The organism is Sphingomonas sp. GW822-FHT03G08, from assembly GCF_058801135.1.
In genome coordinates this window covers 1,113,876-1,132,564 of sequence record NZ_JBXAMZ010000001.1, presented here as the reverse complement: position 1 = coordinate 1,132,564, position 18,689 = coordinate 1,113,876, and the positions used below count along the sequence as shown (strand labels likewise).

At 68.2% G+C, this 18,689-nt stretch carries 17 protein-coding genes and 1 tRNA gene; 7 read left to right on the top strand and 11 right to left on the bottom strand.

Annotation, left to right across the window (positions count from 1 at the left end; genetic code table 11):
- Positions 1–11: 11 nt before the first annotated feature.
- The 3 genes from AC1RJ5_RS05030 (at position 12) to trxB (ending at position 2,887) form a co-directional block, all read left to right on the top strand.
- Positions 12–88: transfer RNA gene (locus tag AC1RJ5_RS05030), tRNA-Met, on the top strand.
- A 310-nt stretch (positions 89–398) separates the two neighbouring features.
- The gene (locus AC1RJ5_RS05025) at positions 399–1,787 is read left to right on the top strand and encodes a tyrosinase family protein (RefSeq protein WP_269574845.1); all 1,389 of its coding nucleotides are present in this window, start codon (positions 399–401) and stop codon (positions 1,785–1,787) included.
- Positions 1,788–1,912: 125 nt separating this feature from the next.
- Complete coding sequence (gene trxB, locus AC1RJ5_RS05020; RefSeq protein ID WP_269576597.1) at positions 1,913–2,887, top strand: thioredoxin-disulfide reductase; 975 nt, start codon at positions 1,913–1,915, stop codon at positions 2,885–2,887.
- Between the two features lies 1 nt (position 2,888).
- On the opposite strand, the gene AC1RJ5_RS05015 is transcribed toward trxB, so the two are convergent.
- From AC1RJ5_RS05015 to AC1RJ5_RS05005, 3 genes are read right to left on the bottom strand one after another with little or no spacing between them, the layout of a single operon-like run.
- Entirely contained in the window at positions 2,889–3,677 is a 789-nt protein-coding gene (locus AC1RJ5_RS05015; protein ID WP_493112041.1) for a hydrolase 1, exosortase A system-associated, read from the bottom strand.
- Positions 3,665–4,342, bottom strand: a complete 678-nt coding sequence (locus AC1RJ5_RS05010) for a hypothetical protein (RefSeq protein ID WP_493112040.1) — start codon at positions 4,340–4,342, stop codon at positions 3,665–3,667. Before AC1RJ5_RS05010 ends, AC1RJ5_RS05015 begins: the two co-directional genes overlap by 13 nt.
- Positions 4,339–4,611 (bottom strand): acyl carrier protein, encoded by a 273-nt coding sequence (locus AC1RJ5_RS05005; RefSeq protein ID WP_269574848.1) that lies wholly within the window; start codon positions 4,609–4,611, stop codon positions 4,339–4,341. Before AC1RJ5_RS05005 ends, AC1RJ5_RS05010 begins: the two co-directional genes overlap by 4 nt.
- 72 nt (positions 4,612–4,683) lie before the next feature.
- Here AC1RJ5_RS05005 and AC1RJ5_RS05000 point away from each other — a divergent pair, with 72 nt between their 5' ends.
- Both AC1RJ5_RS05000 and AC1RJ5_RS04995 read left to right on the top strand, forming a co-directional pair.
- The gene (locus tag AC1RJ5_RS05000; RefSeq protein ID WP_493112038.1) at positions 4,684–6,171 is read left to right on the top strand and encodes an acyl-CoA ligase (AMP-forming), exosortase A system-associated; all 1,488 of its coding nucleotides are present in this window, start codon (positions 4,684–4,686) and stop codon (positions 6,169–6,171) included.
- A gap of 178 nt (positions 6,172–6,349) precedes the next feature.
- Positions 6,350–7,537, top strand: a complete 1,188-nt coding sequence (locus AC1RJ5_RS04995; protein WP_493112037.1) for a pyridoxal-dependent decarboxylase, exosortase A system-associated — start codon at positions 6,350–6,352, stop codon at positions 7,535–7,537.
- A 184-nt stretch (positions 7,538–7,721) separates the two neighbouring features.
- Here the strand turns inward: AC1RJ5_RS04995 and rnk are convergent, their stop codons facing one another.
- From rnk to AC1RJ5_RS04960, 7 genes are all read right to left on the bottom strand, one after another.
- Positions 7,722–8,111: a nucleoside diphosphate kinase regulator gene (rnk, locus tag AC1RJ5_RS04990; RefSeq protein ID WP_342250833.1), complete on the bottom strand. Its 390-nt coding sequence runs from the start codon at positions 8,109–8,111 to the stop codon at positions 7,722–7,724.
- Positions 8,112–8,322: 211 nt separating this feature from the next.
- Complete coding sequence (locus AC1RJ5_RS04985; RefSeq protein WP_493112035.1) at positions 8,323–9,480, bottom strand: MFS transporter; 1,158 nt, start codon at positions 9,478–9,480, stop codon at positions 8,323–8,325.
- Between the two features lie 43 nt (positions 9,481–9,523).
- Positions 9,524–10,081 carry a helix-turn-helix domain-containing protein gene (locus tag AC1RJ5_RS04980; protein WP_269574852.1) on the bottom strand — a complete coding sequence of 186 codons (558 nt, stop codon included), beginning with the start codon at positions 10,079–10,081 and terminating at the stop codon, positions 9,524–9,526.
- A gap of 31 nt (positions 10,082–10,112) precedes the next feature.
- Complete coding sequence (locus AC1RJ5_RS04975; protein WP_269574853.1) at positions 10,113–10,316, bottom strand: hypothetical protein; 204 nt, start codon at positions 10,314–10,316, stop codon at positions 10,113–10,115.
- Positions 10,309–11,523 carry a radical SAM/SPASM domain-containing protein gene (locus tag AC1RJ5_RS04970; RefSeq protein WP_269574854.1) on the bottom strand — a complete coding sequence of 405 codons (1,215 nt, stop codon included), beginning with the start codon at positions 11,521–11,523 and terminating at the stop codon, positions 10,309–10,311. The genes AC1RJ5_RS04975 and AC1RJ5_RS04970 overlap by 8 nt, the downstream gene beginning before the upstream one ends.
- A complete protein-coding gene (locus tag AC1RJ5_RS04965) occupies positions 11,520–11,753 on the bottom strand; it encodes a hypothetical protein (protein WP_493112032.1) in 234 nt (77 codons plus the stop codon). Before AC1RJ5_RS04965 ends, AC1RJ5_RS04970 begins: the two co-directional genes overlap by 4 nt.
- Positions 11,754–12,011: 258 nt before the next feature.
- Positions 12,012–14,084: a TonB-dependent siderophore receptor gene (locus AC1RJ5_RS04960; RefSeq protein ID WP_493112030.1), complete on the bottom strand. Its 2,073-nt coding sequence runs from the start codon at positions 14,082–14,084 to the stop codon at positions 12,012–12,014.
- 119 nt (positions 14,085–14,203) lie between these two features.
- On the opposite strand from AC1RJ5_RS04960, the gene AC1RJ5_RS04955 reads away from it, so the two are divergent.
- A complete protein-coding gene (locus AC1RJ5_RS04955; RefSeq protein ID WP_493112028.1) occupies positions 14,204–15,316 on the top strand; it encodes an acetyltransferase domain-containing protein in 1,113 nt (370 codons plus the stop codon).
- A 53-nt stretch (positions 15,317–15,369) separates the two neighbouring features.
- A complete protein-coding gene (locus AC1RJ5_RS04950; RefSeq protein ID WP_493112026.1) occupies positions 15,370–16,179 on the top strand; it encodes a hypothetical protein in 810 nt (269 codons plus the stop codon).
- Between the two features lie 52 nt (positions 16,180–16,231).
- Here the strand turns inward: AC1RJ5_RS04950 and AC1RJ5_RS04945 are convergent, their stop codons facing one another.
- Positions 16,232–18,643: a TonB-dependent receptor plug domain-containing protein gene (locus AC1RJ5_RS04945; RefSeq protein ID WP_493112024.1), complete on the bottom strand. Its 2,412-nt coding sequence runs from the start codon at positions 18,641–18,643 to the stop codon at positions 16,232–16,234.
- Positions 18,644–18,689 lie beyond the last annotated feature (46 nt).

Sequence of the window (18,689 nt, the reverse complement as noted above, 5' to 3'; positions counted from 1 at the left end):
ACCCTGTTTGGGGCGGAGTAGCTCAGTTGGTTAGAGCAGCGGAATCATAATCCGCGTGTCGGGGGTTCAAGTCCCTCCTCCGCTACCATCATTACCCCGATCACCGCTGAAATCCCGCCAGGTGGAACTGTCCGCGTCCGCCGTCGCGATTCGCCGCGTGGGCGGGCGCGTCGTGCTGGGGACCCGGCGCACCCGCCCGTCGCAGCGCGGAGGGGCAGGGCGCTGCGGGTGAGCCCGGCCGGGGGGATGTCCGGGCACCATGTTCTTGCTGATTCGCGCAGGTTTCGCGACCCCCGCACGGGCGCCGGTGGGCTCACCCTTTCGGGGAGGCTTGCGCCGACTCGCCTTTGGCGCGCCGGCGGGCATGATGGCGGCTCTGCGAATCGGGGGATCGGGGGATGCTGAGCCGGCGGGAGATCATCGGGCTGCTTGCGGCGGGCATCGCCGCGCCTGCCTTTGCCCTGGACGCACCCACGCAGCCGCGCCTGCCCTGGGCGGCATTCCGCCGTGGTCCCGACTATCCGCGGCTGGTGGAGGCCGTGCGGCGGATGAAGGCCAATCGCGACGAGAGCGATCCGGCGAGCTGGAGCTTCTGGCCGCTGGTCCACATGCACCACTGCCCGCACGGCAAGCCCTATTTCCTCGCCTGGCATCGTGGCTATCTCCACCTGTTCGAGGCGACGCTGCGCGAGGTCTCCGGCTCGCAGACCTTGCGGGTGCCCTATTGGGACTATTTCAGCGACCCGCGCCTGCCCGCGGAGTTCACCAGCGGCAATTCGGCGACCAACCCGTTGTTCGAGCCGCGTATCGGCGGCGAAGTGGGGCAGGCGCTGGGCTTTGCGGCCTTCGCGCCCGAACTGATCGGCTTCCAGCGTACCGCCGGTGCCGATTGCTTCGAGGCGCAGGTCGAGGCGTTCCACAACAAGGTCCACAACCTGGTCGGCGGGCGGATGGCGAGCATGCTCTCGCCTTCCGACATGATCTTCTGGGTGCACCACGCCAATGTCGACCGGCTGTGGAGCGGCTGGTCGGCGGCCGGGGAGGGGCGGACCATGCCCGCTGCGGGCGATGCCTATTGGGGTGGCCGCTTCGACTATGCCGATGGGATGGGGCTCGACCGGGCGGTGGCGATCGACGGAGCCGGGCTCGGCTATCGCTATCCCGATCTCAGGCTGCCGGTGCGCGAAGGCGCGGCCGGCGGGGCGATCCGATCGGGCGAGGTGCGGGTGCCGCGTCCGCCGGTGCCGGCGCGAGGGGCGCCAACCGCGGTGCCGGTGGAGGCCCCGCCGCCGGTCGCCGTGCCGCCGCCTCCCGCCGACGCTGCGCCCATGGCGATGGCGCCCCCGCCGGCCGCCGCCGCGCCTGCGCCGGTGCCCTATCGCGGCATCTGGCTGGGTAGTGCCCTCTACCAGCGCGAACCGCTGCGCCGGACGCGCGACGCTGCCTATGTCCCTGACGAAGTGACGATCGTGCTCGACCAGGTCTCGCTCAGTGGCGCCGGGCAGCTCGGCGGCTATTATTACGACCTGTACCTCGATCTCGACGGAGAGGGACGCACGTTGCCCGAATGCCTGCTCGGCTCGATCGGGCCTTTCCAGATCTCGGCGGCGCGGCATCACAGCGAGGACGGCATGGCGCGGATCGAGCTGCCGGTGGGCGAGGTGATCCGTCGTGAGGCGCAGGGGCTGGACCTGGCCGATCTCGGCGTCGTTTTTCGTCGGGTGGAGGTTGCCGGAGCCGCCGTGGGCGAGACCATCGCGATCGGATCGATAGAGGTGGCGGGCTAGCAACGCTTGGGCTACCCGAGCAAAAGCTGTTGTCCACAGCCATTGCTGGCCGTGTGACACCACCCATGTTGCCTCAAGCCTTTCCCAGCCCCTAGATGCGGGGCTCAGCCATTTCGGAAGCCATGATGACCGCCACCCATTCGACTCGCATGCTGATCCTCGGTTCCGGCCCCGCCGGCCTCACCGCCGCCATCTATGGCGCGCGTGCGGGCATGGCGCCGATCGTGGTCCAGGGCATCCAGCCCGGCGGCCAGCTGATGACCACCACCGATGTCGAGAATTATCCCGGATTCCGCGACGTGATCCAGGGCCCGTGGCTGATGCAGGAGATGCAGGCCCAGGCCGAGCATGTCGGCGCGCAGATGATGTGGGACACGATCGTCGAGGTCGATGTGACGCAGCGCCCGTTCCGCATGGTCGGCGACAGCGGCACCATCTATCTGGGCGACGTCCTCGTGATCGCCACCGGCGCCCAGGCAAAGTGGCTGGGCCTCGATTCGGAGCGGCTGCTCCAGGGCAAGGGCGTGAGCGCCTGCGCGACCTGCGACGGCTTCTTCTTCCGCGGCAAGAAGGTCGCGGTGATCGGCGGCGGCAACACCGCGGTGGAAGAGGCGCTTTACCTCACCAACCACAGCCATGACGTGACCGTGATCCACCGCCGCGATTCGTTCCGCGCCGAGAAGATCCTGCAGCAGCGCCTGTTCGCCAATGAGCGGATCAACGTGCTTTGGAACAAGAAGGTCGAGCGCTTCATCGGCGGCGGCGAGCCCGAGGGACTGGTCGCGATCGAGCTGAAGGACATGGAGACCGGCGAGCTGTCGACGATCGACGTCGATGGCGGCTTCGTCGCGATCGGCCACCACCCGGCGACCGAGCTGTTCCGTGGTCATATCGAGCTCGACGACGACGGGTACATCAAGGTCGAGACCGGCACGACCAAGACCAGCGTGCCCGGCGTGTTCGCCTGCGGCGACGTGATGGACAAGCATTACCGCCAGGCGGTCACCGCTGCCGGCACGGGTTGCATGGCCGCGCTCGACGCCGAGCGCTTCCTGGCCGAGGCGGACTTCGAGACCGTCGTCCAGCACGCGGCGGAGTAAGTTAGGCGAGGCGCTCCAGCACGCGCTGGAGCAGCCAGGCCTTGTCGGCGGCGCTGGCGAAGCTGTGGCTGTCGCTGTCGAGTGTCTCCACCTTTGTCCGCGCGCGGGTGGCCTCGTAAGCGGCGCCCTTGAAGGCGTCGGCAAAGGCGATGGCGGTGTTGTCGCCCTTTGCGAGCAGGATAGTCACCGGCACCTGGGCCGTGCCCAGCGCCGCGGCGAGGCGCGCGGTCAGCCCGGCCGGCGCTTCGGATGGCTTCTGCGAGGCCTTGCGCAAGCCCTTGAGTAGCTTGGCAATGTTCACACCACCGCGCAGCAGGCGCAGCCATTCCCTCGGATCGCGCAGCTTGGCGGCATAGTGCGAGCGGATTGCGGCGGCGGGCGGCAGCGCGTCGGTCGGCTCGATCGCCCAGGGATTGGCGAGCAGCAGCGCGTCGATGCCTGCACCCGCATGGAAGAAGGCGAGGGCGGTGGCGGCGTCGCAATTGCCGAATGCCAGGATGCGCTCGGCGCCGGCCGCGCGCAGGGCGTGGGCGGCGGTGGCGATGTCCTCCGCGCTGCTTTCATAGCCGCCATTCTCGCCGGTCGAATCGCCGATGCCGCGGCGATCGAAGCGGAGCACCGGATGGCCTGCCTGGGCGACACGGACAGCGAGCAGCGCCATGCCGCGATGCGCGCCGATCCGGATTTCGTTGCCGCCCGAGACGATCAGCAGCCCGGTTTTGCCCGGGGCCTCGTCGAGCGTGGCGGCGAGGGTTTCGCCGGCGCAGGGGAAGGAGATCAGCCTTCGCATGCGCGCACCCAGGCGGCGATATCGTCGGCAAGCAGCGCGGCGAGTGCGGGGTCGTTGTCCGGCTCGCTGCGGCGCCAGAGCGGTGCGCCGGGCACCTTGTGGTCCGCGGGCCGGGGATCGCTCTCGAGCCGTACCACGCGGCGCGGCGTGACCGATTCGGCGAAGGGCTGCTTGCCCTCGAGCTCCGCCAGCAGGTCGGCGGAGATCAGATTACCGGCGATCTCGACCCGGGCGGCGGACGCGGGCAAAGGGCTGCCATGGACGCGCTTGAGCTCGCGCAGGAGGTCGCTGCCGTCCTGCGGCGCCAGGTGCCAGCGACCCGAGGCAAGGGCATGGGCATCGAGCAGCGCGCCGCTGCGGACGCCGAGCGCATAGGCCGCGCGGCCCTCGTCCAGGATATGATCGACCACGCCGCCAAATGCTTCCTGGATCCGCAGAAAACTAAGCGTTTCCAGTGCCATCAGGCTTTCGCCCTGGCCCGGCATGTCCGGCAGCGCGCCCGCCATCCCGCGCTCGGCGAGCAGACGGAGGAGCGTTACCGTGAAGGTACGGGTGCGGTTGGCTTCCTCGAACAGCGGCAGCGCCGCGACCACGACCGGGCCGCTCGACGGACCGAAGCGAAGCATCGCCTCCTGTCCCCCGGCCCAGTCGTAGCGATCGATCATCCGAGCGCCTTGGCCGAGGCGAAGCGGGTTAGGGCGCCGAAGCTCTCGAGCATCTCGCCATCGACCTCGTCATCCTCGATCAGGATGCCGAGCCGGTCCTCCAGCTCGGTGAGCACGCCCGCCACCGCGAGCGAGTCGAGTTCGGGCAGCGCGCCGAACAACGGCGTGTCCGCACGGAATTCCGCGACCCTGTCGGCACTTAGGCCCAGTACGTCGCGCAGGACTGCGCGGACGGTGTCTTCGACTTGGAGCGACCCATCGGGCTGCAATGATCTTCCCCTGACCGGTTTTTCGCCCCCGTAAGGCTTGGCGCGGGCGCTGCCAAGTATAAGGGTGGATAGGTGATCGCCCTCGACTCGCTTCCCCGGCCGCTCGACACCCTGCCATCGCGGGGCAAACCCGATGCAATTGCCCTGGAAGACAAAGCCGGGACAATGACTTACGCCGAGCTGGAGGCGGCCGTCGGGCAGATGGCCGCGGCCCTGCGCGATTTGGGGCTGGAGCCCGGCGACCGGGTGGCGACCTGGCTGCCCAAGACGCGGGCCGCCTGCCTGATGCCGCTGGCGGCGGTGAGGGCGGGGCTGGTGCACGTGCCGGTCAACCCGGTGCTCAAGCGCGCCCAGGTGGCGCATATCCTGGCCGATTCGGGGGCGCGGGCGCTGGTCAGCCAGACCATACGCCTCCAGGCACTCGAAGTGGGCGATGTTGGCGACCAGTGCCGGGTTGTCGAAGACACTTCGCTCACCTCGAACCGGACGCTTCCAGCCTCGGATGTGGACACGGACGCCCTTGCCGCGATCCTCTACACCTCGGGATCGACCGGAAAGCCCAAGGGCGTGATGCTGAGCCACGCCAATTTATGGTTGGGTGCCATCAGCGTAGCGCATTATCTTGAGATCGCGCCCGACGACCGGGTTCTCGGCGTGCTGCCGCTAAGTTTCGATTACGGACAGAACCAGTTGCTGTCGACCTGGGCGGCGGGCGCCCGCATCGTACCGCTCGACTACCTGACCGCACGCGACGTCATCAAGGCGGTCGAGCGGTTCGACATCACCACGCTCGCCGGCGTGCCGCCGCTCTGGGTGCAGTTGCTCGAAGCCGAGTGGCCGGTTGAGACTGCGTCTAAACTCAAGCGCCTAACCAATTCGGGTGGTGCGCTTACCCCCAGGATGATCCGCGACCTGCGGACGCGTTTCCCTCAGGCCGACCTCTATCCGATGTACGGGCTGACCGAGGCGTTCCGATCGACCTATCTCGATCCCGCGCTGGTGGACAGCCATCCGGACGCGATCGGCAAGGCGATCCCGTTCGCCGAAGTGCTGGTGGTGGGACCGGACGGGGCGCCGGCCGAGCAGGGCGAGCTGGTTCATGCCGGCCCGCTGGTCGCCCAGGGCTATTGGCAGGACCCGGAACGCACCGCCCAGCGCTTCAGACCAGCCCCTTCATACGCCGAAAGTGGCGGCATGGCCGTTTGGTCCGGCGACACGGTGCGCCTGGGCGCCGACGGACTGCTGCGCTTCGTCGGGCGCGATGACGAGATGATCAAGTCCGCCGGCAACCGGATCAGCCCGACCGAGATCGAGGAAGCCGTGCTCTCCGGCGGGGAGACCGGGGAGGCGGCGGCGTTCGGCGTGGCGGACGAACGGCTGGGCCAGGCGATCGTGGTGATCGCACGCGGCGACGGCAGCGCGGAAGAGGCGCTGCGCACCCGGCTTCGGCGCGATCTGCCGAGCTTCATGCAGCCTGCGCGCTTCGATTGGCGTATGGAACTGCCCAGAAACGCCAACGGCAAGCTGGACCGGACGGCGCTGCGGGCGAGTTTGGGGTAGCGCTCCATTCCTTACACGCTTCAGCCGTCATCCCCGCGGAGGCGGGGATCTATTGCCGCTGAGTGTAATGAGACTCATTCGGGTAGCCAGAATGGATCCCCGCCTTCGCGGGGATGACGAAGAAGAAGCGGGGATGACGAACCTTCGCGAGGATGACGAAGGCGTGTAGGGGAAGGGTATGACCATCACAGCCAAACCTTTCGGCCCGATCCCGCCCGAATTCGCGGAGCTGCGCCAGCTTCCGTGGCTGGATGTGTCCACTCCTGCCTATGTCTATGACTTCGCGGTAATCGAGGCCCGGATCGCGCTGTTGCGGGCGGCGCTGCCCGCGAAGGTGGGCGTGCATTATGCGATCAAGGCCAACCCGTTCCCGGCGCTGCTCGAGCGGATCGCGCCGCTAGTCGACGGGATGGACGTGGCCTCTGCGGGCGAGATGGGGCGGGCGCTCGACGTCATGGCGGCGAACCACATCAGCTTCGCCGGGCCGGGCAAGCGCGATGCGGAGCTGGAAGCGGCGATCCGCGCCGGGGTGACGATCAACCTGGAGTCGATCGCCGAGGGGCAGCGTGCCCTGGGGATCGGCAAGGCGCTGGGCGTGACGCCGCGACTGGCGGTGCGGGTGAACCCCGATTTCGAACTGCGCGGCTCGGGGATGAAGATGGGCGGGCGGGCATCCCCCTTTGGAATCGAAAGCGCGCACGTGCCCGAACTGGTGCGGCAGCTGCGCGGCGAGGGCGCCGAGTGGCGCGGGCTGCACATCTTCGCCGGATCGCAGTCACTCGATACCGAAGCGATCATCGCTACCCAGGCGGCGACGATCGACCTTGCCGCGCGGCTGGCCGACGAGATCGGCGCGGTGCCGCCCCTGGTCAATCTCGGCGGCGGCTTCGGCATCCCCTATTTCCCAGGCGATACGCCGGTGGACGTCGGCGCGATCGGCGCGGCGCTGGCGGGTGCGGTCGGGCGGCTCGACAGCGAATATGCGATCGAGCTCGGCCGCTGGCTGGTCGGCGAGGCGGGCGTGTACCTCGCCCGCGTGGTCGACCGGAAGGAGAGCCAGGGCGAGACGTTCCTGGTCGTCGAGGGCGGGCTCAACCACCATCTCGCCGCGACCGGCAATTTCGGCACGGTGGTAAGGCGCAACTACCCGATCGCGGTGGCGCACCGGATGCAGGACCCGGCGGAGGAAGTGGTGACGGTGGTGGGGCCGCTCTGCACCCCGCTCGACCGGCTGGCGGACCGCGTGGCGCTGCCGCGCGCCGAAGTGGGGGACATGATCGCGGTGTTCGCGTCAGGGGCCTATGGCGCAACGGCGAGCCCGAGCGCGTTCCTGGGGCATCCGGCGGCGGGGGAGATGCTGGTCTGAGGCAATCCGGCGTGCGGCCGGAATTTGCAGTTCCCCGGCGAAAGCCGGGGCCCAGGGTCACAAGCGATACGGCAGAGAAACCCTGGGCCCCGGCTTTCGCCGGGGAACCGATGGGTGAATGGGCCGGCCTTTGGGTGTCCCGATATTCGTCTATCCCCTGCCACCAGGGGGAAGGGCAGGATTTTCAGGCCCGTTGCACCCCCAGCACCGTGAGATAGCGGTCGGGCCAGAGGATCGACTGGCCGGTGCGCAGGCCGATCAGGGCGGCACCGACAGGGGTGAGGATCGAGATCCGGCCCTGGGCGATGTCCGCATCCGGCGGATAGACCAGGGTGACGGTGCGGGGCTTGCCGTTGCTGTCGTCGACGAACTCCACCGTGGCGCCCATCGTCACCGTGTCGGGCGAGATGGCGGCGGCGCTGTGCAGGCGGGCGCGCTCGGTTTCGCGCAGCAGCAGCGCACTGACCGCCGGGAAGCGGCGGGCGACGCTGAGCGCCAGGCCGGCGAGGCGCTCGGCTTCGGAATCGATCATGTCGATCGGCGGCCGGCTGGCCGCCTTGCGGGTCTTGCTCATGTTCTGGAACTCCCAGGCAAAGGCGGCCTTACCGCCGGGGCGCCTAACGACGGCGCGCTGCTTGGCCCCGGGCCTCCCGGGACATGCCTGAGGAGAACCCGGGGCTAGATGCCTGCCAGGAGCTGTCCCGCATGGACGCGGTATCGCAGCATGGGTGCGCGAGCGGTCATGCTGCGAGGATGGCCGCCGGGGTGCGGCTTGTCAAACCGGGTCAGAGGCTTTCGGCGAGCAGCAGGCAGGCGAGCATCGCCAGCACCAGCCCGATCAGCGCGATCCCGAGCGCGGGCCAGCCCCAGACGGCGACGACCATGCCGGCCAGCGGCGGCCCGAGCAGCGCGCCACCGGCGCCGAACTGGGTGATGAGGCCGTTGGCGGCGGCGATGCGGGGATCGTCGGGCGTGGTCGCGCCGGACTGGGCGGGCAGGCGGGCGAACATCAGCGGCGGGACGAGGCCGCTGACCAGCGTGGCGGCGATGGCGAGGATGGCACTCGTGGTCAGGCTCGCGCCGCCGGCCTGGTAGAGCCAGAAGACCAAAGGCAGGGTGGCGAGCAGGGCGAGGGTGGAGACCAGCATCATCCGCCGGCGGCCGAGCTGCCCGCCGCGCATCGCCCACATCGCGGCGGCGGAGCCCGGCAGCGCGGCGAGCGAGGCGAGCGCGGTGACCAGCCCGACCTGCTCGATCGGGGCGCCGCTGCGCTCGACCAGGAAGCTCGGCAGCAGCATCAGCAGCGCGCAGACGAACAGTGTGTAGAGGCCGAAGGCAAAGGTGGAGACCCAGGCGGCGGGGGCGGGCAGGGTGATCGGGCGGCCGCTCGCGCCGGGCAGGGGCAGGCGGGTGAGCAGCGCGGTGATCCCGGCGAGCGCGACGGCCCAGGCGAGCATCACCCCGCGCGGGCCCGCCAGCGTGACCAGCGAGGCAGTGACGGCGCTGCCGAGCGCGAGGCCGACGGGGACGAAAGTGCTCCACAAGGCGAGCGCGCGGCCGCGGCTCTCGTCGGTGGCAATGGCGGCGATCGCGGTGGGGCAGACGATGACCATCAGCAGATAGCCGACGCCTTCCACCGCGCGGGCGGCGAACAGGAGGGCGGGGCCGGGGGCGATCGCCTCGACAAGGCTGGCGGCGGCGAGGGTGGCACCGCCGGCGAGCAGGAAGGCGCGCATGCCGAAGCGGGCGAGGCCGAGGCCGGCGACGAAGCCGAACAGCCCGCCACCGACTTCGAGCAGCGAGATCAGCAGGGCGATCTGGGGGAGCGAGAGGTGGAAGCCCTCGCGCAGGATCGGCGCGATCGCGGAAATCTTGGCGAGCTGCGCGGCGGCGAGGATGCCGACCAGCCAGAGGATCAGGATTCGGGGCCAGGGGGTACGCATGCCGCCCTGCTAGGGACGGGCGCCGGCGATGGCCACGAATAGATTATACGGGGTCGGAAGCGATCGTGGTGGTGATGCGGCCGATCCGGCCGTCGGCGAGCGGCACCGTCTCCCAGCGCATCAGGCTGGGCAGCACCGCGATCACCGCGCTGTCGTTATGGCCGGTGTGGAACTCGAGCCGCTGGAACGGGCGATCATACCAGCCGCGATCGGCAAGGCTTTCCTCGGCGGCGATGATCTCGGGACTCGCGAAGGACCAGAGCGAGCGGTTGAGGAACGCATCGGCGCTGCTTCCCCAGCCCTGGGTCCGGGCGGGCGAGGCGGCCAGCAGGCGGTGGGTGGCGTCGCAGACGAGGTGGACGGGCGCGCGCGAGGTCTCGATCAGGCGCTTGAGCGCGGCGTCGGCGTCATTGCCGGCATTGGCGGCGATCATCGCGAGGATGCGTTCGCGCATCGCCGGCTCGGGCTCGTGCATGCCGCTTTCCCAGCGCGACACGCTGGCCTGGGTCACCGCCAGGTGCTCGGCGACATGACCCTGCTTGATCCCGTTGAGGATGCGGAAGCGGCGCAGGGCCCTGCCCACGGGGAGATCGTGCAGCATGGCGGGGAAGATAGGCCGGCCGGGCGGCAGGTCAATGCGCGGACGCGGTGCCGCTGAGGGCCGCCTGCAGCCTGGCGATCATGTCCTGCACCTCGGCGCTGCGCAGCTGGTGCGCGGCCTCCAGCGCGGCGAGGTCGCCGCCGCAGAAGTCGCAGGCGGCGTTCTCGATGCGGACGAAATGCTGGCAGCCGCGGCAGAGGCGCAGCGGCACCGGGATGCGGCCGGGTTCAGGCATGGACCGGAACTTCGGCAAGGGCCTCCACGACGATCTCGAACTCGCCATGATCGAAGGAGCGGCCCTCGGCGTCCTTCACCTTGACCAGTCGCTCGCGCAGGCCGCGCGACTGGAAGTCGAGCGCGCGGTGGTGGCACATCGGGTTGTTGCCGGCGCGGCCCATCAGCGCGTGCGCGGTCCAGGTGCAGCCGGCCATGCAGGTCTCGGCATAATAGCAGCCCCGGCAATAGCCCCAGAGATCGTCGAGCGTGCGGCGGCGGTTGAACGCCATCGGCTCGGCATTCTCCCAGATGTCGCGCAGGCGGCGCTCGCGGACATTGCCGCCGGCATAGGGGCTGGGCAGGCCGGGGCAGGACTTGATCGTGCCGTCGGCCTCGATCCCCATCACCGTGTCGCCGGCATTGCAGCCGTGGAAATGGATCTCCTCGTTCATCACGTTGCGCAGCGCGCTTTCGTGCGGGCCGAAATAGCCGATATTGCTGGCGGGCTGGAGGAAGAGGCCGCGCTCGCGCCCCTTGGCGGCGAGATCGGCGAGCAGGGGCATCACTTCGAGCATCTGCCAGGGCTGGAGCAGCATGTCGGGATGATCGGCGGCATTGCCCATCGCGGTGGTGATCGCGAGCTGCCAGTTGCGGCAGCCGGCTTCGATGATGATGTCCATCAGCTCGGGCAGCTGGGCGAGTGTGAGGGCGTTGATCTGGGTGTTCACCCCGACTTCCAGCCCGTGCGCGCGGACATGGCGCATCGCCGCCAGCGCCATCTCGAACGAGCCGATCACGCCGCGCAGGCGATCATGGGTGGCGCCGATGCCGTCGATCGAGATGCCGACCGCGTTGAGCCCGGCGGCGGCGGCCTGGGCGACGCGATCCTCGCTGAGGTTGCGCCCGCCGGTCTGCAGGTCGCATTCCATGCCAGCGGCGCGGATCGCGGCGATGATCTGGAGCCAGTCCTTGCGGAGATAGGCCTCGCCGCCGATCAGCCCGACGCTGCGCGCGCCGAGTTCGGCGATCTGCTCGACCAGGTCGAGCGCCTCGGCGGTGGAGAGCTCGTCGCGGCGGCGGCGGCCGGCGCGCGAGCCGCAATGCTGGCAGGCGAGATCACAAGCCAGCGTGATCTCCCAGACCACGCTGACCGGGATGCGGCCCATTATGTCGTCGAGACCGGAATAGCGGACAGGCAGGGTTTCGCTTGTCCGCGCCCCGGTCACTTGGCGGTAGCCTTTCGCAGCACGCCTTCGGCGGCATGGATGATGCCGTCGAGATCCTTGTACTCCGCCTTCAGCTCCTTGGCGCCGGTGATCAGCGCCTTGAGTTCCACGGCATTGGCTCTTTCGAGAATGTCGAAGACGACGGGACGGTAATAGACCCGGCCCGGATCAAGCAGAAGGTGGAGTCGTTCGAGAGTCAGCGCTTCGCGCTGTATCTTGGGAATTGCCATAAGCCGTCTCCCGTATAAAGCGACGTCGAGTCGCAAGGAAAACGTACCGGATTCGCAAGTTGTTTGGAAGTGACTCCAAGTTTAGTTGAATTGATGTGCTTTGGCATTGATGATGATTATAAATCCATTTCGGATTGTATTCGGATTAATTTCAGGAATACCATTATCCGACGCCGTGGGGGAATTCGTGCGGGCATAGATATTTGCGCGGTGCTCTGCATATCCCGGGGTGCCTGGCGCACCCCGGGGCAAGGGTGTTCAGAGCGCGATCCGCAACGAGGCGCGGACGGTGCGCGGCGCGCCGGGGAAGATCCAGACCGGGCTGTACGAGCTTTGCGCGTAGCGGGCGTCGAACAGGTTGTCGGCCTCCAGGCGCAGGCCGAGCGCCGGCGAGAAGGCATATTCGACTGCCGCCTTGGCCTTCACATAGTCGGGCAGGACCAGGCCGCTGCCGTCGATCGCGCCGGCGCGGTCGCCCATGTAGCTGGCGCCGGCGCTGAGCGAGAGGCCGCGGCCCTCGGCATCCTGAAAGCGGCCGAGAACGAAGAGCGTGCCGGCATGCTCGGGCACGTCGAGCACGCGATCGGTGGCGAAGCTGGCGTCGTCGGTGCGGGCATGCGTCCAGGCATAGTTGGCGACGATCTGCCAGTGCGGGGCGAGCCTGATCGACGCATCCGCCTCGATCCCGCGGCTGCGCAGGTTGCCGACGGGGGCGAGGAAGTTCGGATCGGTGGGATCGTTGGTGAGGATGCCCTGCTTGCGGATGTCGAACCAGGTGACCGCGAGGTCGATCCCGGTCCAGGCGCCGGTGACGCCGAGCTCATAGCCCTTGCCGCGCTCGGGCGCGAAGCCCTGGCCGAAGCGATCGGTGCCGGAATTCAGCAGGAAGCTTTCGCCCCAGTTCGCATGCAGCGCGAAACGCTCGTCGAGCTTGTAGCGGGCGCCCGCGCGGAAATTGACCGGCTGGTCGACCGCGCGGCCGGTGGCGCCGGTGTTGTTGTTGTGGATGCGCTGGCGATAGGCGTCGAGGCGGACGCCGCCGGTCAGCGTGAGCCTGTCGCTCACCTCCCACATATCCTGCGCATAGAGCGTGCCGGACCAGCGCTTCTCGTGATTGTTGGTGAAGGGGAGCAGTACCGGCGGAGTGCCGCCATAGACGGGGTTGAAGATGTCGAGCGCATAGGGCGCGGCCGCGGTGGGATTGCGGCGCATCCAGCGCTCGGCATAGTCGAGCAGATAGCCCTTGGCGCCGAAGCTGAGGCGATGCGCGCCGGCCTGGCCCGACAGCTCGATCCGGGCGGAGAGATCGTCGACGACGAAATCGCGCGAGCGGCGCTGGCGCCAGAGGGTGGTACCGCCGACGAGGCGCGACTGATCGGAGGAGAAGCCCTTCAGCGAGCCGGTGCGCCAGGCGATGCCGCCGTTCAGGCTCCAGCTGCCGCCGAGATCGGCGAGCACGGTGAGCTGGTGGCGCTCGTTGCGGAAGCGGGTGACGCCGTCATTCGGTTCGCCATAGAAACGGGAGCGGGGCAGGGCGTTGGCATCGCCGTTCAATGCCGGGATGCCGCGATCGAAGGGCGCGTCGAAGCGGGTGATCTCGCCGACATAGGTGAGGCGGAAGCTGTCGCTCGGGCGCCAGGTGAGCGAAGGCGCGACGGTGCGGCGGCTGAGTGTGACATGATCGCGCCAGCCATCGCTGTCTTCCCCCGCCACGACGATGCGGCCGGCCAGGGTGCGCGAGATCGGCATGTTGGCGTCAAGCTCGACCCGGCGGGTGTTGAACGAGCCATAGGTGAGCACCGCGCTTGCGGTGGGGGTGAAGCCGGGCGTCTTGCTGACGATGTTGACCCGGCCGCCCGGATCCACGTCGCCGAACAGCGCGCCGGCCGGACCCTTGAGTAGCTCGATCCGCTCGACCGTGGACGGATCGCGGGGCGGGCCCATGCCGCGATTGGCGAGGAAGCCGTCGACATAATATTCGGCGCCGCCATCGGGGGTGCCCAGGAAGCCCCGGATCGCGAAATTGTCGAGGAAGCCGCCGCGGTTGTTCTGGTTGCTGACGCCGCTGACCAGCTCGAGCGCGTCGGACAGGCGATAGGTGCCGGCGGCGACGAGCAGGTCGCGCTCGATCGAGCGGCTCGACTGCGACATGCGCTCGGTGACCGGGCCCGAAGAAAGGGTCGGATCGGCGCCGGTGCGGCGGGTGCCGAGCACGACGATCTCCTGGCCGTCCTCGACGACAGGCTCCTCCTTTTCCGGCTCGGCAAAGGCGGGGAAGGTGCAGAAGAGCAGCGGCGAAAGCAGCGCGGCCGCCGGAAGATGTCGGAACAAGGGGCTTGCCTTTCAGGTGATGATGTAACATCGCATGTGACGAAAGGAAGCCGATGCTGTCAACCCTGAAGCCTGGTGCCGAAACATTTCCTCATGCAGCCGGGAAACCCGCGCGGATCGTGTCGATCGATGCGCTGCGCGGGCTGGTGATCCTGCTGATGCTGGTCGACCACACCAGGGAGTTCTTCTTCCGCTACGTGCCGGTGAGCGATCCGATGGACGTGGAGGCGACCACGCCGGGCCTGTTCTTCACCCGGCTGTCAGCACATCTCTGCGCGCCGATATTCGTCCTGCTGACCGGCGTGGGGGCGTGGCTCTATGCGGCGCCGCGCGGCGGGGCGCGGGCGGCGTCGGACTTTCTGTGGAAGCGCGGGCTGTTCCTGGTGGTGCTGGAACTGACGGTGGTGAGCTTCGCCTGGAGCTTCGAGCTGCTGCCGGACCGGTTCTTCCTGCAGGTGATCTGGGTGATCGGGCTTTCGATGCTGGCACTGGCGGCGCTGGCGCATTTGCCGCGATGGGCGCTGATCACGGTGGGGCTCGGGCTGGTGCTTGGACATAATTTGCTGGACGGGGTGCATGTTGCGCCCGGCGGTGTCGGGCATGTGCTGTGGTCGGTGCTGCACGAGCGCACGCTGCTGCCGCTGCCCTGGGGCGGCGATGTGCGGACTTCCTATCCGCTGCTGCCGTGGATCGGGGTGATCGCGCTGGGTTACGCGATCGGACCGTGGTTTGCGCGGGGCGTGGAGCAGGGCTGGCGGCTGCGGACGCTGGTGGTGAGCGGGGCGGTGGCGCTGCTCGGGTTTGTCTTGCTGCGGGCGGTGAACGTCTATGGCGACCCGACGCCGTGGCAGGTGGGCAGCGACGGGCTGCATACGGTCATGGGCTTCCTCAACCTGACCAAATACCCGCCTTCGGCCGACTTCCTGCTGCTGACTTTGGGTGTCGGTGCGTTGCTGCTGGCGGCGCTGGAGAGGTTGCCTGCGCGGCCGGTCGCGGTGCTGCCGGTGTTCGGGGCGGCGCCGTTGTTCTTCTACATGCTGCACCTCTATCTGCTCCACGCGATCAACCGGATCGCGGCGCTGGCTACTGGGGCGGATGGGCTGGCGACGCTGCCCAATGTCGCGAGCCTGTGGCTGCTGGCGGCGGTGGTGGCGGTGCCGTGCTGGTTCGCGTGCCGGTGGTTCGGCGGCGTGAAGCGGGCGAGCGGGACGTGGTGGATGCGGTATTTGTAGGTTTGACCTATGTGGTGCAAAGGAAGAGCAAGTAGATCGAAGGTTCGCTGCTTATGATCGCCATGTTGGTGGCAACTGCATTGGCGATGTCAGCCTGCACGCCGCTGGAGAATACAGATACGCTTTGGGCTTCGCCCGAAACGCGCTGGGTATTTTTCGGAGAGATGCATGGCACCAACGAGATGCCTGATGCCTTTACGAACCTCGTGTGTCTGGCGGCGGTGAAGCGAGGGCCGATCACAGTCGTGATAGAATGGCCGGTGGAAACACAGCCCATCCTGAACGCGTGGTTGGACTCCGATGGCGGGGAACGCGCCAAGGCGGCGTTGTTGTCGGCACCGGAATGGCATTTCAAGGATCAGGCGGGTTTTACCAGCGTGGCCTTTTTGCGCATGCTCGAACGTCTGCGAGTGCTGCACAAGGAGCACAAAGTCGCCGCGCTACGTGCCTTCGACAAGGCAGCAGATGGATCGGACGGCCGGGACCGTAATGTCGTGATGGCGGAACGGCTGATGGCGATATCTCGCGAGACGGACGGTCTGACGTTGATCCTTGTGGGAAATGTTCACGCGTCGCGAATACCTCTGCAATTGGGACCGGATGAGGTCAGGCCGGCGGCATATCTGCTGCCGGAAGCAAAGCGTATTACCGTCGGATTCACGTCATCTGGCGGCACCGCGTGGATGTGCCGTCGGGATGGCTGCAAGATATATGACGACGGCTCAGGGCCGTCGCATCCACCCAGTCTGACCTGGCACCGCGAAGCCGATCGCCGCTTCGATGTTACCTATGATCTAGGTGTCCCTGTGACAGCGGCCGTACCCGCCGTTTCGGGAAGCCAGCGGGGTTCGTCGAATCCGTAAGAAGAAAAACGGGAGCGGCGGGGGATCGCCGCTCCCAGGCAGGGAAAGGCGGTTACCAGCTCAGGCCGATGCGGGCGTAGATGTAGCGTCCGCCGAACCCGAAGGGCGAGTAATAGGGGAAGCCGACCACGCCGGTGCTGTTGTTCGCGGCGATCGTGTAGTCGGGATATTCGTCGAACAGGTTGTTCACGCCGAGCGCGAACTGGGCGCCCTTGAGTGCCTGGTAGCGCAGCTCGAGGTCGGCGATCGTGTGCTTGCCGGTGTAGATGTCCGCCGCCGGCGTGGTGCCCGGCTGGATGACGTTGCCGTAATAGCTGGCGCGCGCGGTGATCGCGAGCTTGTCGATCGACCAGTCGATCGTGCCGGTGACCTTCTCGCCCGGCGTGCCCTGCTCGATCGAGTAGATGCGGCTGCGGGCGAACAGGGTCGGCGCCGGGTTGATCGCGCCGGTCGAGGTCGGGATCGAGCTGCGGTCGAGTTTCGTCTGGTTGAAATTGCCGGCCAGGGTGAAGTCGAAGGTGCCGGCATCGTCGGCGCGCAGCTTGTAGTGTGCGACGACATCGACGCCGCGAACGCGCGAGCGCAGGCCATTGATGAAGAAGCGCGCGGCCGAGACGTTGTAGGGCGCGAGCAGCGTGGCGACCTGGGGGCTGAAGCTCGATGCGATGTTCTCCGACAGCGCGAGCTGGTTGCGCAGGCGGATCTGATAGGCGTCGACGGTGAGGTCGAACCCGCCCGAGCGGATCACGGTGCCGAGCGACAGGTTGGTCGAGCGTTCCGGCTCGAGCGGCAGGCCGCCGAGTGCGGTGGCGACCGGGCTGACCGACGGGAAGGTGCCGGTGAGGATCGGGTTGCCGTTCTGGATCACCGAGGCGACCGAGGTGAAGTACTGCTGCTGGAGGCTCGGCGCGCGGAAGCCGGTGGAGGCGGTGCCGCGCAGGGCGAACCAGGGGGTGACGTCATAGCGCAGCGAGACCTTGCCGGTGCCGGTGTCGCCGAAATCGGTATAGTGCTCGGCGCGGCCGGCGAGGCCGACCAGGAACTTGTCGGTGACCTGGGCCTCGAGGTCGATATAGCCCGACACGTTCTTGCGGCCGCGCTCGATCGCATTGGCCGGCGAGAAGCCGCCAAAGCCCTGCGCGCCCGGGGTGCCGGTGGTGACGCCCGTCGGGTAGCCATAGGAGGCCTGCTCGCCCGGGGTGATCTTGAAGCCCTCGCGGCGGCCTTCGACGCCGAAGGCGACGTTGAGCGACTGGAACACGTCGAAGCTGCGCGACACGTCGAGCCCGGCGACCCACTGGTCATAGATCAGCGCGCCGTCGTAGAAATTGGTCGGCGAGGCGTTGCCGTACGCGTAGTTCGCGGAGTTGCGGGTGTAATAGGCGATCTTGTTGCGGCCGTACGCGACGTTGAGGTCGACGTTCCAGCCGGCGAGGTCGCCCTTGAGGCCGAGCGCGCCGTTGGCGTTGGTCGACTTGGTGTTGATGATCGGCAGGAAGCCGTTCGGGTAGATGCCCGAGACCGCGGTGGCGGCGCTGGCGAGGCGGGGGAAGGCGGCGCTGCGGCTGTCGCGGTCCTGATAGCCGAACCAGCCATAGAGCTTCCAGTTGTCGCCGATGCCGGTGCCGGCGTTGATATAGCCGGTATACTGCTCGACCTCGGGATCGCCGAAGCGGCCGGTGACGCGGGTGGGGGTGACGCGCGGATCGAAGTCGGCGCGGTTGGTCGGCTCGCGCTTGGTATATTCGCCCGAGAGGGTGACATAGCCGTCATTGCCGAAGCCGAGGCCCTGCCAGGCCGAAGCGGTGAAGGTCGGCTCGCCGGTGACCGAGCGGCTGCCGCGAGCAGTGTCGATGTCGGTGGCGTAGAAGCCATAGGTGGCGGTGACGCCGCCGCCCGAGCGTGCCTCGCGCAGGCGCACGTTGATCACGCCGGCGATCGCGTCCGAGCCGTACTGGGCCGAGGCGCCGTCACGCAGCACTTCGATCCGCTCGAGCGCGGTGGCGGGAATGGTGTTGAGATCGACGGCGGCCGAGCCGCGGCCAACCGAGCCGTTGATGTTGAGCAGCGCCGAGGCATTGGCACGCACGCCGTTGATCAGGACGAGCGTCTGGTCCGGCGAGAGGCCGCGCAGCGTGGCGGGGCGGATCGCGTCGGTGCCGTCGACCGCCGAGGGGCGCGGGAAGTCGATCGACGGGGCGACGGTGGAGAGCGCCGCGCCAAGCTCGGTCGTACCCTGGTTGCGCAGCGCGGTGCCGCTCAGCACATCGACCGGCGAGGCGGTGTCGAGCCGAGAACGGCCCTGAGCGCGGGTGCCGGTGACGACGATCTGGGTGTCTTCGGCCGGCGCTGCCGGTTCGGCCTGCGGTTCCGCGGTGGGCGTGGTATCCTGCGCAAAGGCGGGAGGGGCGGCGACCGCCAGCGTGGAGGCGATGGCGAGGAGCGAGGATGTACGGAAACGCATGTGATGGCCCACCTTTTCTTATGGTGAGCAGAATTCACACCAATCT